The sequence below is a fragment of the Hymenobacter sp. B1770 genome (assembly GCF_049896385.1).
Taxonomy (GTDB): domain Bacteria; phylum Bacteroidota; class Bacteroidia; order Cytophagales; family Hymenobacteraceae; genus Hymenobacter.
The window spans coordinates 33,454-48,076 of record NZ_JAFCUF010000007.1; the positions used below are offsets into that span (position 1 = coordinate 33,454).

Annotated in this window: 13 protein-coding genes; 6 read left to right on the forward strand and 7 right to left on the reverse strand. The window is 59.1% G+C overall.

Annotation, left to right across the window (positions count from 1 at the left end; all coding sequences use genetic code 11):
• Positions 1-155: 155 nt before the first annotated feature.
• Positions 156-563: a hypothetical protein gene (locus ACP7AJ_RS14715; protein ID WP_426060970.1), complete on the reverse strand. Its 408-nt coding sequence runs from the start codon at positions 561-563 to the stop codon at positions 156-158.
• Between the two features lie 337 nt (positions 564-900).
• Between ACP7AJ_RS14715 and ACP7AJ_RS14720 the strand changes: the two genes are divergently transcribed.
• The 4 genes from ACP7AJ_RS14720 (at position 901) to ACP7AJ_RS14735 (ending at position 6,281) form a co-directional block, all read left to right on the forward strand.
• A complete protein-coding gene (locus ACP7AJ_RS14720) occupies positions 901-1,428 on the forward strand; it encodes a hypothetical protein (RefSeq protein ID WP_426060971.1) in 528 nt (175 codons plus the stop codon).
• A gap of 559 nt (positions 1,429-1,987) precedes the next feature.
• Positions 1,988-3,220 (forward strand): NADP-dependent isocitrate dehydrogenase, encoded by a 1,233-nt coding sequence (locus ACP7AJ_RS14725; protein ID WP_426060972.1) that lies wholly within the window; start codon positions 1,988-1,990, stop codon positions 3,218-3,220.
• Between the two features lie 213 nt (positions 3,221-3,433).
• On the forward strand, positions 3,434-4,762 hold the full coding sequence (locus ACP7AJ_RS14730) for a glycoside hydrolase family 28 protein (protein WP_426060973.1): 1,329 nt from the start codon (positions 3,434-3,436) through the stop codon (positions 4,760-4,762).
• A 265-nt stretch (positions 4,763-5,027) separates the two neighbouring features.
• The gene (locus ACP7AJ_RS14735; RefSeq protein WP_426060974.1) at positions 5,028-6,281 is read left to right on the forward strand and encodes a cation:proton antiporter; all 1,254 of its coding nucleotides are present in this window, start codon (positions 5,028-5,030) and stop codon (positions 6,279-6,281) included.
• A 53-nt stretch (positions 6,282-6,334) separates the two neighbouring features.
• Here the strand turns inward: ACP7AJ_RS14735 and ACP7AJ_RS14740 are convergent, their stop codons facing one another.
• A complete protein-coding gene (locus tag ACP7AJ_RS14740) occupies positions 6,335-7,339 on the reverse strand; it encodes an App1 family protein (protein WP_426060975.1) in 1,005 nt (334 codons plus the stop codon).
• A 166-nt stretch (positions 7,340-7,505) separates the two neighbouring features.
• Between ACP7AJ_RS14740 and ACP7AJ_RS14745 the strand changes: the two genes are divergently transcribed.
• Positions 7,506-8,405 carry a diacylglycerol/lipid kinase family protein gene (locus ACP7AJ_RS14745; protein ID WP_426060976.1) on the forward strand — a complete coding sequence of 300 codons (900 nt, stop codon included), beginning with the start codon at positions 7,506-7,508 and terminating at the stop codon, positions 8,403-8,405.
• A 195-nt stretch (positions 8,406-8,600) separates the two neighbouring features.
• On the opposite strand, the gene ACP7AJ_RS14750 is transcribed toward ACP7AJ_RS14745, so the two are convergent.
• Together ACP7AJ_RS14750 and ACP7AJ_RS14755 are read right to left on the reverse strand one after the other, a co-directional pair.
• Positions 8,601-8,951, reverse strand: a complete 351-nt coding sequence (locus ACP7AJ_RS14750) for a DUF3140 domain-containing protein (RefSeq protein ID WP_426060977.1) — start codon at positions 8,949-8,951, stop codon at positions 8,601-8,603.
• Between the two features lie 204 nt (positions 8,952-9,155).
• Positions 9,156-10,397, reverse strand: a complete 1,242-nt coding sequence (locus ACP7AJ_RS14755) for a serpin family protein (protein ID WP_426060978.1) — start codon at positions 10,395-10,397, stop codon at positions 9,156-9,158.
• A 433-nt stretch (positions 10,398-10,830) separates the two neighbouring features.
• On the opposite strand from ACP7AJ_RS14755, the gene ACP7AJ_RS14760 reads away from it, so the two are divergent.
• The gene (locus tag ACP7AJ_RS14760; RefSeq protein ID WP_426060979.1) at positions 10,831-11,733 is read left to right on the forward strand and encodes a mechanosensitive ion channel family protein; all 903 of its coding nucleotides are present in this window, start codon (positions 10,831-10,833) and stop codon (positions 11,731-11,733) included.
• A 92-nt stretch (positions 11,734-11,825) separates the two neighbouring features.
• Here the strand turns inward: ACP7AJ_RS14760 and ACP7AJ_RS14765 are convergent, their stop codons facing one another.
• From ACP7AJ_RS14765 to ACP7AJ_RS14775, 3 genes are all read right to left on the reverse strand, one after another.
• On the reverse strand, positions 11,826-12,200 hold the full coding sequence (locus ACP7AJ_RS14765; protein WP_426060980.1) for a hypothetical protein: 375 nt from the start codon (positions 12,198-12,200) through the stop codon (positions 11,826-11,828).
• A 143-nt stretch (positions 12,201-12,343) separates the two neighbouring features.
• The gene (locus tag ACP7AJ_RS14770) at positions 12,344-12,949 is read right to left on the reverse strand and encodes a hypothetical protein (RefSeq protein ID WP_426060981.1); all 606 of its coding nucleotides are present in this window, start codon (positions 12,947-12,949) and stop codon (positions 12,344-12,346) included.
• Between the two features lie 160 nt (positions 12,950-13,109).
• On the reverse strand, positions 13,110-14,303 hold the full coding sequence (locus tag ACP7AJ_RS14775; protein WP_426060982.1) for an MFS transporter: 1,194 nt from the start codon (positions 14,301-14,303) through the stop codon (positions 13,110-13,112).
• Positions 14,304-14,623 lie beyond the last annotated feature (320 nt).

Genomic DNA, 14,623 nt, shown 5'->3' on the forward strand with positions numbered 1-14,623 from the left:
GCAGAACTCCCGGCTTCGTGTTCAGCACCAGTTCGACGCGCGAGGGAGCGAAAATAAAGGCCGTCCCAGGGGCTTTCTAGCATGTTGACCCAACGCACTTCACCCTTTACGCGTTCTGAGAGGAGTTCTGCAACAGCCACTACCGTTTGGGTAAACTATCTCCCACTAGGTAGTTGGGCAATGAATCGGTTTTTTAGGCCATCCAACTCAACAAAAATGCAGTCGGCATCTCCGAAAACCAGCATAATCCCCGTCCCCCATCCCACGTTTGGAAGCACGTCGTTTAGGTCAAGGGTGAGGGTGTCAATGCTAATGTTCTCGCTGATGACGTAACAGGTATGCGAGGCGATGCCCAGTTGCTTGAGGGCTTGGCAGATGCTATACTCATCGCCTCCAGTGACTCGCTCAAGCATACGCTGCTCGTAAAAGCTGCCCCCGTGCAGGTCAGCGATAAACCTCTTCCGGTTCTTGGCTGAGGTCACAAATTGCAGATACCGTTCGCGTTTATTCTTCGCGCTGAACCGGTTGATGACTTTAACTTCTAACGCAAGGTTTTGAGGCATAGTGTAAACTTACCTTCCACTGCTTTCAAACTCTCCTTAATTTGAACGCAGCGCGTTTACCGTCGGACCGTGGCTGTTGCAGAACACGTGGGTGGCGCCTGAAATCATGGGAGATGGCGCGTTCGGAGGCAAATAAGCCTCATAAACGGCCGTTCTTGCGGTTGGTTCGGTGAAATAACTTGGGAGCGTTAGCTCGGTCACGGGTTCTGCAACAGCCACGACCGTTTTCGTGAACTGGGATGGCATTTGGTTCGGCCCCGTAGTCGCCCTTGCTCGGCCCGTGGCCCGGGGACCCGCTGTACCTTGTGCGGGTCTACGCCTCCCCTTTCCTCGCCCCATGTTTAACATCCTGTATGTCCTCTTGGCCCTGGACACCGTGCTGCTCGGGGGCTGGCTGCTGTGGGTGCGGCCCACCCCAGACGTGGCCATCATCGATGCCTTAATCATTCCTTTGCTGGCCGGGTTCAACGCCTTGGTGGCGGCCGGGTGCTGGCTGCGCAAACGCCCCGCGCTGGCCGGGGCCTTTTTGCTCAACGCCTTTTTCGCCGGGGGCATCTTTGAGCTGCTGCTGCAGAGCTGGTACGACTACGACCGCAAGGAGCGGTACGACCGCTATGCCTTTGCCCAAAACGCGAAGCAATACGAACTAACTCTTGTCAAGCAAGACCACGAGTTCTTGCTTTCAGAGGTCACCCACCAAAAAGACGGGTACACAACCGAGGTGGCGACGGGCGAGTACGTCGTGCGCCACGACACGCTGGTGTTGCGGGAGTCGAATGGAACGCGGCGGTACGTGCTGCATCAGCGCATGCTGAGTGGCTTTGAGGGCAGCGCCGCGCCCATCCCCCTTCGGGAACTAAAGTAATCCTCCTCTGCCGCTTGCAATAACGCTCCTTTCCTTAAACCCCTCTCAAAAGCCCTGCACCAAGTAGCTAATAAGCCCTTACCGTGTGGGCAGAGTTCAAGAAACTGGTTTACCAATCAAAGTTTACGAAACTGCGTTAACTGATGAGTTTCGTAAACTTCCTCAACATTACGAAAACCCCGCCAGAACCTGACGGGGTTTTCGTTGCTCGGGCTTTGAAATCTTACCTCAACTGGAGCGAGTTTAGAGCAGCGTAACTCGTGACCGGCTATAACGGAGAAGCTGTGCCTCCCCTGCCCCGCGAGCGGCAAGCCGGGGTCGCAGTCGTTCACGCACTTTGTTCTGCTGCGGCCCGGATGGCCAGCCCGGGTTGCACTGCGGTAAACTTGCGCTAGCTGCGCGGGTAGTGACGGCAACGGACTACAGATTACGGACGCCTGACCACTGAGAAGCTGCGGAGTTTGCGCTTCGGAACGGGAACGATTGCGCAAGTATCGGCTGGGATTTCCCCCTCCTGGTGCCAACTTCGCTGTCACAACCACTCCAATAACATCCTGACATGACCAAAATACCCGTAGCGAACCCCGTGGTAGAACTCGATGGCGACGAAATGACGCGCATCATTTGGAAGTTTATCAAAGACAAACTCATCACTCCGTATCTGGAACTAGACATCAAGTACTACGACCTTGGCATTGAGTACCGCGACGAAACCAACGACCAGGTAACCATCGACGCGGCCAACGCCATCAAGCAGTACGGCGTGGGCATCAAGTGCGCTACTATCACCCCCGACGAAGAGCGGGTGCAGGAGTTTGGCCTGAAGCAGATGTGGAAGTCGCCCAACGGCACCATCCGCAACATCCTCGATGGCACCGTATTCCGCGAGCCCATTGTGATGAGCAACGTGCCCCGCCTCGTGCCCAACTGGACGGCCCCCATTTGCATCGGCCGCCACGCTTTCGGCGACCAGTACCGCGCCACCGATTTCGTGACCAAGGGCAAGGGCAAGCTCACCATCAGCTTCCAGCCCGAAGACGGCGGCGAAGCGCAGTCGTTTGAGGTGTACAACTTCAAGAGCGATGGCGTGGCCCTGGCCATGTACAACACCGACGAGTCCATCCGCGGATTTGCCCACGCCTGCTTCAACCAGGCCCTGATGAAAGGCTGGCCGCTGTACCTGAGCACCAAAAACACCATCCTGAAAAAGTACGATGGCCGCTTCAAGGACATCTTCCAGGAGATTTACGAGCAGGACTACCTCGCCAAATTCAAGGACGCCGGTATCACCTACGAGCACCGTCTGATTGATGACATGGTGGCCTCAGCGCTGAAGTGGAACGGCAACTTTGTGTGGGCTTGCAAAAACTACGACGGCGACGTGCAGAGCGACACCGTAGCCCAGGGCTTCGGCTCGCTGGGCTTGATGACCTCGACACTGGTGACGCCCGACGGCACCGTGATGGAAGCCGAAGCCGCCCACGGCACCGTGACGCGCCACTACCGCGACCACCAGAAGGGCAAGCCTACGTCGACCAACCCCATTGCGTCCATCTTCGCCTGGACGCGCGGCCTGGAATTCCGCGGCAAGCTCGACGGCAACCAGCCTCTTATTGACTTTTGCCACGCCCTCGAAGCCGTGTGCATCGAAACCGTGGAAAGCGGCAAAATGACCAAAGATTTGGCAGTCTGCATCCACGGCAACAAGGTGGAGCACGGCCGCGACTACCTCTACACCGAGGAGTTCTTGGAAGCCCTCGACGAGAACCTGAAAAAGAAGCTTGGCGCCTAAGCCTGGCGTCTATTCACTACCAAAGCCCATCCGGTTTCCGGGTGGGCTTTTTTGTAACCATTTCGCAAGCCGGCCAAGCGGGGCTTGTCAAACCTAAGGACGCCGCAGCCAAGCTGGGCCTAAGCACAACAAATTGCCGCTATCAGGTGACTACAGAACAGTACTCCCTGGGAGAACGCGCTTCTTTGCTAAAGTCACCTTTTTCCCCGTCCTATGAAAATCATCATTGCGCTGCTGTCCGTCTGGTGGGCCGCTTTCTCGCTGCCTTTCCAGGCAAAAAACCACCCGAAAAAGGCTGCTGCACCCAAAGAATACGTCATCACCCAGTTCGGAGCCAGCACCGACAGCACCAAGCTGAACACGCTGGCCATTCAGAAGACCATCGACAAGGCCAGCGCCAGCGGCGGGGGCACCATAGTGATTCCGAAAGGGATTTTTCTGAGCGGGGCGTTGTTTTTCAAGCCCAACACCCACCTGCGTTTGCAGAAAGGCGCCAAGCTGAAAGGTTCTGATAATATTGCGGACTACCCCTTGGTTCCGTCGCGCATGGAGGGCCAGAACCTGGACTATTACGCGGCCCTCGTCAATGCAAAAAAGGTTGACAACTTCAGCATAACGGGCCCCGGCACCATCGATGGCAACGGGCTGCGGTTTTGGAAAGCCTTCTGGGCCCACCGCGACTCCATGCAGAAAGCCGGCAAACCGTCGACGAACCTGGAGGTGCACCGGCCCCGGCTGGTTTTCATCTGGGGCAGCAACAACGTGACCATCAAAAACACCAAGCTGCACAATGCCGGTTTCTGGACCACGCACTTGTACCAGTGCAACAACGTGCTCATCGACGGGTGCGATATTCGCTCGCCCTTCCGGCCGGTGAAGGCCCCCAGCACCGATGCCATCGACATCGACGTGTGCAAGAAGGTGACCGTGCGCAACTGCTACATCTCCGTGAACGACGACGGCGTGGTCATGAAGGGCGGCAAAGGCCCCAACGCCCACAAGCTGCCCGAAAATGGGCCGATAGAAGACGTGCTGGTGGAGAACTGCACCTTCGGCGAAGTGCACGCGGCCATGACCTGCGGCAGCGAATGCATCAACGCCAACCGCATTACGATGCGCAACTGCAAGGTGGAAAACGACCGGCCGCTCCTGCTGTTCAAGATGCGCCCCGACACCTACCAGGTGTACGAAAACATCACCATTGAAAACATAACCGGCCGTTGCGGCACCATCGTCACGCTCTCGCCCTGGACGCAGTTTTTCAACATGGCCGGCAGTACGGAAAAGCCTTTTGGCACCATCCGCAACATCACCATTTCCAACGTAAAGGTGAAAACCAAGCAGTTCGCGGTACTGGACGGCAACCCTACTGATAAGGTGTCGAACATCACCTTCAAAAATGTGGAAGCCACGGCCGAAACAGCAGCCTTCCCGAACAAGTATGCGGACGTGAAATTTGAGAACGTCACCCTCAACGGCGCGCCCCTGAAAGCCCAAGGGGTTCAGCAAGGCCAAGCCGTGAAACCCTTAAAGCCTGATTAAACCTGGAAGTACCCAACTACTACCAACAAAAAGCCCCGTCTCAGTAGGCGGGGCTTTTTGTTGCTGCTCCAGCTTAGGCGCAGGTTTGTGCGAGGCATTTCCGGCTTTTACAAACAGCAAGCCAACATGCTGGTACCCTCAGCCGCGGGCCCTGCTTTCTTGGGTACAACAAGATATAGACACCCATAGCGGAGCTTGCTTTTTTTAGGAACTACTCAATTATAGAAACAGAACAACCTTTCTGATATCCTAGCGAATAAAGTGTATGATTTCCAACACTGTAACCATAATTGCGACGCTGGTAGGAGGGCTGATTCTGGTATTAGGGCTGGCTTCTAAATGGCTGCAGAGCAATCCCGTTCCGCCCACGCTGCTGGCCTTGATTGCCGGAGTTTTGGTGGGCCCCCAGGTGGCCAACGTGTTCGACCCGATGGTACTAGGCGAGCAATCTGTTATTCTGGAAACCACCGCCCGCTTCACCCTGGGAATTGGCTTGGTGGGCGTGGCGCTTCGGATTCCTAAGCAATACCCAAGGCAGAACTGGCGGGGCGTGCTACTCCTGACTGGGGCAGGCATGCTGCTGATGTGGGCCATCAGCACGGGCTTGGTGTATTTTATCCTGGGCCTGCCCTTCTGGCTGGCCGCTCTTATTGGGGCTATTGTGGCTCCGACCGACCCCATTGCCGCCAGCCCCATCGTTACTGGCCCCGTGGCCGAGAAAAACCTGCCGGACCAAGTGCGGCACGCCATTTCGTTTGAGTCGGGCGCCAACGACGGGATTAGCTACTTGCTGGTTTTTCTGCCGCTGCTACTCCTAACCAAGCCCACTGATGAAGCCCTGTCGCACTGGCTGTTGCAAAGCCTGCTCTGGGAGGTGGGAGCGGCCACTGCCCTCGGGCTGGGGCTGGGCTATCTGGCAGGAAAGCTGCTGCAAGCGTCTGAAAGAAAGGACTTAATTCAGGAAGAGTGGCGCTTGGTGTATACGGTAGCGCTGGCCCTGCTGGCAGTAGGCGCGGGCAAGCTCATTCACAGCGACGAGGTACTGGTAGTGTTTGCGGCCGGGGTAACTTTTGTGCAAGTAGTGGGCGAAGACGAACGCGGGGAAGAAGAGAAAGGGCAGGAAGCGGTGAACCGGTTTTTCGCCATTCCCATTTTTGCCCTTCTTGGCACGGCCATCCCGTGGTCGGGCTGGGTAGAACTGGGCTGGCGCGGGCTGCTGCTGGCCGGGGCCGTGCTGCTGTTGCGGCGGCCGCCGGTGCTGTGGCTGCTCCGATATTTTCTTCCGGGCTTGCGCAGCAAAAAAGACGCCTTGTTTATGGGCTGGTTTGGGCCGATTGCCGTGGCCGCTATTTACTACGGCTCCCTGGCCGAACACCGGCTCCACAACCCGTTAATATGGGATGTGGTCAGCCTGCTCATCAGCGCCTCCGTGGTGGTGCACGGCCTGACGGCCGTGCCGTTTACCCGGCTGTATGGCCGTGGTGCTGGCAACAAAGAAGCCTCCAACGGCGAAAGCTAAGTGAGCTAATCGGGAGCAGGGCCTGGGCACTACCTTTCGGTGTCAGTCTGAACTCACAATCCCATTTCCTGCGAGTGCTTGAGCGCGTCGCAGCTGTGCTCAAAGTAGCACGTCTCCACCCCGGCCTGCCTGATATCGGCCAACGCAGCCTCTGCGGCCGGGCGGCCCCGGGCATGCACCTGCCGGATGTATACCGCCCGCACGCGCCCCGGAAAGCGCTTCACCACGGCCTCGTAAATGCCGGGGTCGTGCTGCGAGTCGTCGCCGAGCAGCACGAAGCGCATGCCGGGGCAAGCCGCGAAAATGCGCACAATGCGGTCAAGCTTGGTGGCGTGCTTGTTCTGGCCGGTTTGGCGCAGCTGGCTTAGGCGCTTGAGCTGACTGAGCTGAAACACGCCCTTGGGCATGCGATTGAGGTCGGCAAACTCCATGATGAAGTCGTAGAGGTTCCACTCGCTGCTGCTCACGTAGAAAAATGCGTTGGGGCGGGCGGGTGTGGCGGGGCCGGCCTGGGCCAGCCACTGGTAGTGGGCAGCCACGTCGGCAAAAGGCGCCCGGCTGCGAGCATTGCGGCTCAGCAGCACCCACAGCCGCTGCCAGCGCGTGGCCGAATGCGAGACCAAAAAGGTGTCATCGATGTCGGAAATGAAGGCGTAGGGCGTTTCGTAGGGCACGTGCACCTCGGCGGTGGCGTGGGCCAAGCGACCGCCGGTGCCAGCATCGAGCAGCTCGGCCAGGGCCGGGTGCCAGCCAGCCGGCAGCGGCGCGGGCAGCTCAAGCTCGAGGCGAAAGAAGCCATCAGCGTCGGTGCGGGCGCCGGCGGTTTGGCCAGCCACGGTCACGCGCACTGGCACATCGGCCCAGGGACGCACCAAAAACAGGCGCAGCAGGCCCCAGACGTTGGCCCAGAAATTCACCCGGTTGTAGCGGCGTGCAAGCGGACTTTGCTGGAAAGCGTGGCCCTGCACCACCACACAGTCGGGGCTGCCGAAGCCACGATATAGCTTCAGCGTGGGCTGCCGGGTGAGGCGAAGCCGGGACAGGAGTTTTTCAATCATTCGAACAAAGAAATATTCAGCCGTGAAAAGCTGAAAATCGTTACGGCGAACAAGACTGATTGGATGAATTGTTGCCTACTTCCTGCTCATTTGAACGGCCTCGGTTGAGCCTGACCAACTAGGCTAAAGGGAAAGACGCTATAACCGAAATACATTTCCAACGCTTATGCCCACGCCATCTGCTACCCTGCGTTTTCTCTTCGTGGTGAATCCTGCCTCGGGCAGTGCCAAGAAGACGGACTGGGCCGCCACCATCCGCGAATACTTCGAGCCACTCCCCCACCGCGCCGACCTCCTGGAGCTCACCGGCCAAGACGACGATGCAGCCTTGAAGGCCCGCATCGAAAAAGACCAGCCCGACCGCTTGGTGGCCGTGGGAGGCGATGGCACCGTGAAAATCGTAGCCGAGCAAGCCATTGCTGCCAACCTGCCGCTGGCCGTGCTCCCTGCGGGCTCGGCCAACGGCATGGCCAAGGAGCTAGACCTGCCACCCGACCCCACCGAAGCACTCGACATTGCGGTGAATGGTCACGAAAAAGCCGTCGACGTCATCTACCTTAACGGCACGGACCTGTGCTTGCACCTGAGCGACATTGGCCTGAATGCCCAGCTGGTGCGCCACGCCCAAAGCCACAACTGGCGCGGTATGCTGGGCTACGCCCGGGCCGCCTTCTGGTCGCTGCTGCGGCGGCGCCAGATGCGGGTGCGCATCCAGTGCGACAAAGAGGAAGTGGAGCGCACCGCCTTTATGGTAGTGCTGGCCAACGCCCGCGTTTACGGCACGGGCGCCACCATCAACCCCGACGGCGACGTGTCTGACGGCAAATTCGAAGTTGTGGTGCTGCGGCGCCTGGTGGGCCGCGAGCTGCTGAAGATGTTCTGGCGCTTCCGCCCCTTCGACCGCGGTGCGGTCGAAATATTTTGCACCACCGCCGTGACCCTGGATGTGAAGCGGCGGGTAGAGCTGCAGGTCGATGGCGAATATCGGGGCCGCACCAGCCACGTGGAGGCCGCCATAAAGCCAAGTGCCCTGCGGGTACTGGTAGCAGCTAATACGCAGAAGTAAAAAACTCCCCTCCTTGGATAAGGAGGGGATGTTGTCGCGCAGCGATGACGGGGGTGGTTGGATTCGTTGAACGACACCCGAACGAGACGGTTGCGAGTCTTTCCGCCATCGTCCAATGCCCACAACCACCCCCGTTCAGCCTGGCGGCTGAACATCCCCTCCTTGGTAAGGAGGGGAGCTTGACCGTCTGTTTGGCTACTTCTTATCCTTTAGCGGGTCGTGGCCCCAATTCATGAGGGAGAAGCGCCAGCGCGACTTTTCTATATCAGCCGCATCGTGCGGGCCTTGGGCCGAATGGCGGCTGACGTAGCTGTGCACCTTGTGCATGTGGGCTTCGTCGTCGGACGTGAGGTCGGCTTTTTTCTTGTGGAGAATGTCGATAATGCGCTCGCCGGAGTGGCGGCCGATGCTCGTGCCGTCGCCGCTGTCCTGGCCTACGGACTTGGACTCTTCGGTTTTCAGCCACTTTTCGATTTCAGAAGCCGTCATGTTGACGTCCTGTTTGAAAGTGGTGTAAATGTCGTCGGAATTGGATGCCGCTGCCATGCCTGATAAGGGTTTGATGGAAGGAAATGTGGATAGGCATAACCAGCAAACCGCCGCGTGGTTGCGTCCGGCACCGCTGTAGAGAGGCGACACTTCGCATCTCGGCGTCCGCGCCGTTAAGAGTTAGTTCATCGTTCGGGCATCGTTCAACGCCGAGACGCGAAGTGTCGCGTCTCTACAGTGGAACTACATTCTTACCGGACACTACGGATTGGTTACCTGCCCAATGAACAGTATAGCATTTGAGGCCTTCTCCCGGATGAGAAACAGAAAGGGCCGGTTCACCTCCACCACCTGTGGCAACGACGTGACTACTATACTTATGGAGGTCACGGCTGCGGCCTCGGTACCTTCCTCATTCACGTCTACGTACGCTTTGTGCTTCACAGCACTGATGGCCAAATTGCCGGAGTTGCCGGCCAGCATGCGGGTAAAGTTGGCTTGGTTGGAGAAGGCCACGCCCATGCCCATCTTGGTTAGCGCATCGTTGAGCTCCTGTTCGTATTCCAAGCGGAACTTGGGCAGGCGCAACTCCAGGCGTGATGTATCGGCCGCGGCCAGCCAAGTGCTGAGCTGAGCGCCGGTGAGGCGGCCGGCTACGTTAGCTAGCGTGGTGGTGCCCTGGGGCACCACCAGCGTCATGCTGTACTGGCGGTTGCCGTAGGGTAGGTCGATAACTTGCTGCTGGGCATCGGCGTAGCGCAGGTACTTGGCTTTGGTCAGGCTCATCATTTCTACGGTTTTGGGCTGGCCGCTTTCCAGCGTGAAAGGCGCAGGGCGCGTCTGCTGCGGGTCGAAGCGGTAGGTCCAGTTGCCTTTGAAGTACAGGGCATTTATCAGGTACATCACGTCATCGGCGTTGGTCTGCCTAACGATGGTGCTAATCTTGCCCTGGGTCTTGCTGCTTACCCAGTTGTTGATGGCGTCCTTGGCGGTGGTCGAGGTGAAATCAACGGCCTGCACCGTGGCTCCGAAGGAGGCTTGGTTCTGCTGTACAAACGGCGTGGCCAACGGGTACTGCTGCCCGTGCCAGATGGAGTTGGCCGTGGTGAAGGTCACCTTGTTGTCAATGCCTGTGAGCAGTTCAAACAACGACTTGTAGGAATCATTGATTTCGGCATCGGTATGGGTCGTGAAACCTAGTGTTTCCTTTATGGCGGCTTTGGTGCCACCGTCGGCCCCGTTGTAGGCCATGGTCAGGGCCGCCGACACGCTCAGAGGCGAAATGCAGATGTTCTCGGCAGCAGCCCCGCTACGAAGGGAAGAAAACGCTCGAAACCCGAAGTCATTGGCACTACTCACGGTGCTGCGCTCGGCGTTGGTGAGGGGGCGCAGGTCGGGGACGTTGGTAGCCGCGGGCTCGACAGCTTGTTTTTGGCAGCCTAGCAAGAGCAAGGCGCTGGCAGACAAACTCAGGAAAACGGAGGTAAGCTGAAAACGAAACATAACGCAGAGTGGAAAGGTGAAGAAAGGCGTTGATGAAGCTCTTGCCGCTGGTTTCGGCGTAGGGTGTGTGGACAATAGAGAAAAAGCAGTCATGCAGAGCGCAGCGAAGCACCTCTACCTCAGTAGTAATTATTGCTTAACGCAACGAAGCGGTAGAGATGCTTTGCTGCGCTCTGCACGCCCGTCCAATGGAATGATATAACCACCTAGTTGACCGGTGACGTTGGCCCATGGTTGCAACCGCCTGCTGCTGGCGCGTCTGAATTTCTGAAAGACCCGGCCGACTGCAACCAGCACTGCTGCTTCTTGCTTTTTAACTAACTCCAGCTGCCGCAGGGTAGCACGGCCGAGGCGCAAAGGCCCTCTTCCCCCTGCCCAAAGCCGTACCTTAGACTATTCTTACTGTTGCCCAATACCGATTATGTTTGCTGTTGTGACCGAAGTTGAACGCGCTTTTGATTTGCTGTCCGGCAAGATGCTGGGCTGGTTTCGCCAGCTGATAGTAATGCTACCCAACTTGGTGGTAGCCGCTGTTCTTCTGGCAATTACCTTGATAGGCGCCCGCATTGTGCGTCGGCTGGTGCGGCGGGTGCTGCCGCGGGTGTCGGCCAGCGACACCCTCAACAACCTGCTGACGACGATGCTCTACATCTTCACCCTGCTGGTGGGGACTTTCTTCGTGCTCACGGTCCTCAACCTCGACAAAACCGTGACTTCGCTCCTGGCCGGTGTCGGTATCATCGGTCTGGCGTTAGGTTTCGCGTTTCAGGACATCGCGGCCAACTTCATCAGCGGCGTCATCATTGCCGTGCAACGGCCCTTCAATGTGGGCGACGTTATTGAAACCGATAAGTTCTTCGGCACCATCGAGCGCATCAGCCTGCGCACGCTCAACATTCGCCAGACCACGGGCGAGCTGGTAATCATGCCCAACCGCAAGGTATTCGAAAACCCGCTCATCAACTTCACGCAGCAAACCATGCGCCGTGTGGACCTAGAATGCGGCGTGGCCTACAACTCCGACCTCGAGCTGGTGCAGCAGGTGGTGAAGCAGGCCGTGAGTGCCATACCGGAACTCGTGCCCGAACGACCGCTTGAAGTGATGTTTACGGCCTTTGCCGAAAGCGCCATCACCTTTCAAGTACGCTTTTGGGTGCCCTACCGCCGGCAGTTCGACTACGTGAGCGCCCGCAGCGAGGCCATCATTCGCATTAAGCGGGCGTTTGATGACAATGACATCTCCATTCCGTTCCCGATTCGCACCCTGCACCTGCACCCCGAAGCCACGGCTATGCTGGCCCCGGCGCTGGAAGCCAAACGCTCCGACGGCAATTAGTAAGCAGGCCGCCAGGGCGCCTCGCCCGGCTCAGCCGCAAAACCGAGGTGCACAGGGCGCTTCTAAACCATATCGGAAAGCGCCGCTGGGCTTTACTCGCGTTTCAACCCCAGGCGCTCCACGGTTTCACCCTCAAAGTCGAACTCGATGAGAATGGCGGGTTCGGTGCCCACTACCCAGCCGTCGTGGCCGGGCGCAATAGCCACGGCCTGAGGCGCCACAAACCGCTCGAGGGTGCCGTCGGCGTATTGCACATCAATCTGCCCGCTGGCCAGAAAGCCTACGTGTGCGTGCATGCACAGCTCGGTTCCGACAACTTCCTTGAGGTTTATCGACCAGCGAAAACCCTGCGGATACACAATGCGCTTGACCCGCGCGTTGCCGGTCTTCACCACATCAACTTGCACGCCGCCTACTTCACGGCGTGTGGCGCCCTTCAGCGGGCCCAGAAGCGTATTTGTATTCATGCCTCAACTTACAAATTAAAAATCAGATGCCTGCGTCCTTACTGCTTGGGCGGCAGGACGGAAAACGGTTAGCTACTCTGCAACAAAAGCCCCTGCTGTCGTAGTAGCCGGGTTTTTGTTGCTTTTGGCCGAATGGTGTCGAGCTATTTTTTAACTGTTTGGGGCTGAGAGCCAGCCACCACGGTGGTGTTGGCGGGTAGGGGAATTTCGCGGGAGGTTTCGAAAGTACCGGGCTCGGAAGCGGTTTCCTCCACGCGGCGCTGCACCACCCGGAGGCGGCGCTCGCCCACGCTTAGCACTGCCAGGTCGGAGCTGGTGCCGAAAGCAGCGTGGTAGCTGCGGAAGCCCATGAGCATGCCGGAGGGAAAGCCGGCTTGCCTGGCCTTGGCGGCGTCTACCACATCGGGACGGCCGGCAAACTTGCCCAGGTCGATGTCCATGGGCTTGGTACCCTGCAGCACGAGGTGCACACTGGTTTTGGGCTGGCTGGGGTTGTCAGGGTCCGGGGAGGGCTTGAAGCTGAAGGAAGCTTTCAGGGTTTCGGCCTGGGTCAGCGCGGGCGCTGGCGCGGTAGCCACTTTATCGGCAGGCGCAGCGGCCGAATCTATGTTAATGGGAGGCGGCACAGCTGAATCGGTGGTGGCAGTAGTGGCGGGTGCAGCGGTAGGCTGTTCCGTCGCGGGTGCGGTCTGGTTGCAGGCGGCCAGGAGCAGCGCAGCTCCGCCGAGGGCTAAGTAAAAAGGTTTCATGCAGGAAATTTGGAGGTTTTAAGCAGCAAGGTACACGGGGTTAAGGGCCTCTCGGCAAACGTCGCTTCTGGCGCGGCCAGCCCGTGAATGTGCTCGTAAACCGAATTAGCGGCAGGCAGCAAATAAGGGCCTTCGCACATTCATGCCTTATCTATGGATATTATGCTGTGGCTTGTTTAGCAGCCCGGCGGGTAGCCAGCAGCCCCAGCACCGGCCCGGGCACCAGCAACAAAAACAGATAGCGGGCCTCCACGTAGTGCTGCATACCGGCAAAAACCTGCAGGCTAACAATGGTGAGCGCAAACCCCAAACACGTAACCAGCGTGAGCGCCGTGCCCGTGGCCGCGGCCGGTGCCCGCTGCGCCACCAGCGCCGAAAACTGTGGCGAATCGGCCACTACGGCCATACCCCACACCAGCACCCCCACCCCAAAAGCCGACCGCGGCAGCCCCAGCAGAATTGGACTGAGCAGGCAACATGCTCCCGACACCGCCAGCGCCGCCCGGGCCGTGCCCAGACTGCCCCAGCGCCGGGCCAGGTAGCCGCCCGCCACGCAGGCCGGCGCCCCGGCCGCAATCAGTCCGAAGGCCCAACCCGGGCCTACCGGCCCGGCCTCGGGGTGCAACCTGGCGTGCGTAGCCAGCAGCAGCGGCACAAATGCCCAAAATGTGTAAAGCTCCCACATGTGCCCGAAGTAGCCCAGCGCCGCCTGCCGAAACGGCCGCTCGCGGAATACATCCCACGCCGCCGTCAGCTGCAGCCGGGCGCCCGGCCGCCGAAACGGCCCGTTGGGCACCAGCAGCCACAGCAGCAGCCCGCCCAGCAGCGCCAGGCCCGAGGTGGCCAGCACCACGGCCTGCCAGGCAAAATCAGCGGCCAGCAGCCGCAGCAGATGGGGCAGCGCCGTGCCCAGCACCAGCGCGCCCACCAGGTAGCCCAGGGCCCGGCCCAAGCCGTTTTCATAATAATCGGCCGCTATTTTCATGCCTACTGGGTAGATTCCCGCCAGGCACAGCCCCGTAGCAAAGCGCAGCCCCAGCACCGCAAGAGGCGTGGGCCCTGGCAGCAGCAGGGCCGCATTGGTGAGGCTGCCGGCCACGGCGCACAGCAAAAAAAGCCGTGCCGGCGGCACCCGGTCGGCCAGCCGGAGCAGGCCAAATACCAGCGTGCCCACAATAAACCCCAGCTGCACCGCCGACACCACCGCGCCCAGCGACGTATCCACGAGCCCGGCATCACGCAGCAAATCGGGTAGCACGGCATTTCCCGCAAACCACAGTGAGGTGCAGGCAAACTGCGCAAAAACGATGGTGGGCAGTACCCACCGGGGGCGCAAGCTGACGGAAGACGACAAGAAGAGGAGCGCGAAAAGGCGTGTGAGGTGCGGCAGAAAATCGGGATAAACCTACGCCAAAGCCCCGAAAAACAGTGTACCAGGCCCCAAGCATAGCGGTACAAATAGGCTGCTGTGTTGCCCACCTTCTCCCAATAGCCGTATGCAAATGGATGGCCTGATTACTCCGACACGGCTGCGCATGGAGCAGTTCTTACGACGGCGTATCCCGACTCCACCCCCGGCCCCACTCTTCTCTCGGAAGGAGCCGGGGGTGAAACCCATCATAGAAACTGTTCTCAAAAGCACAAGTCTACCGAACAAAAGAGCATACTTCTTCG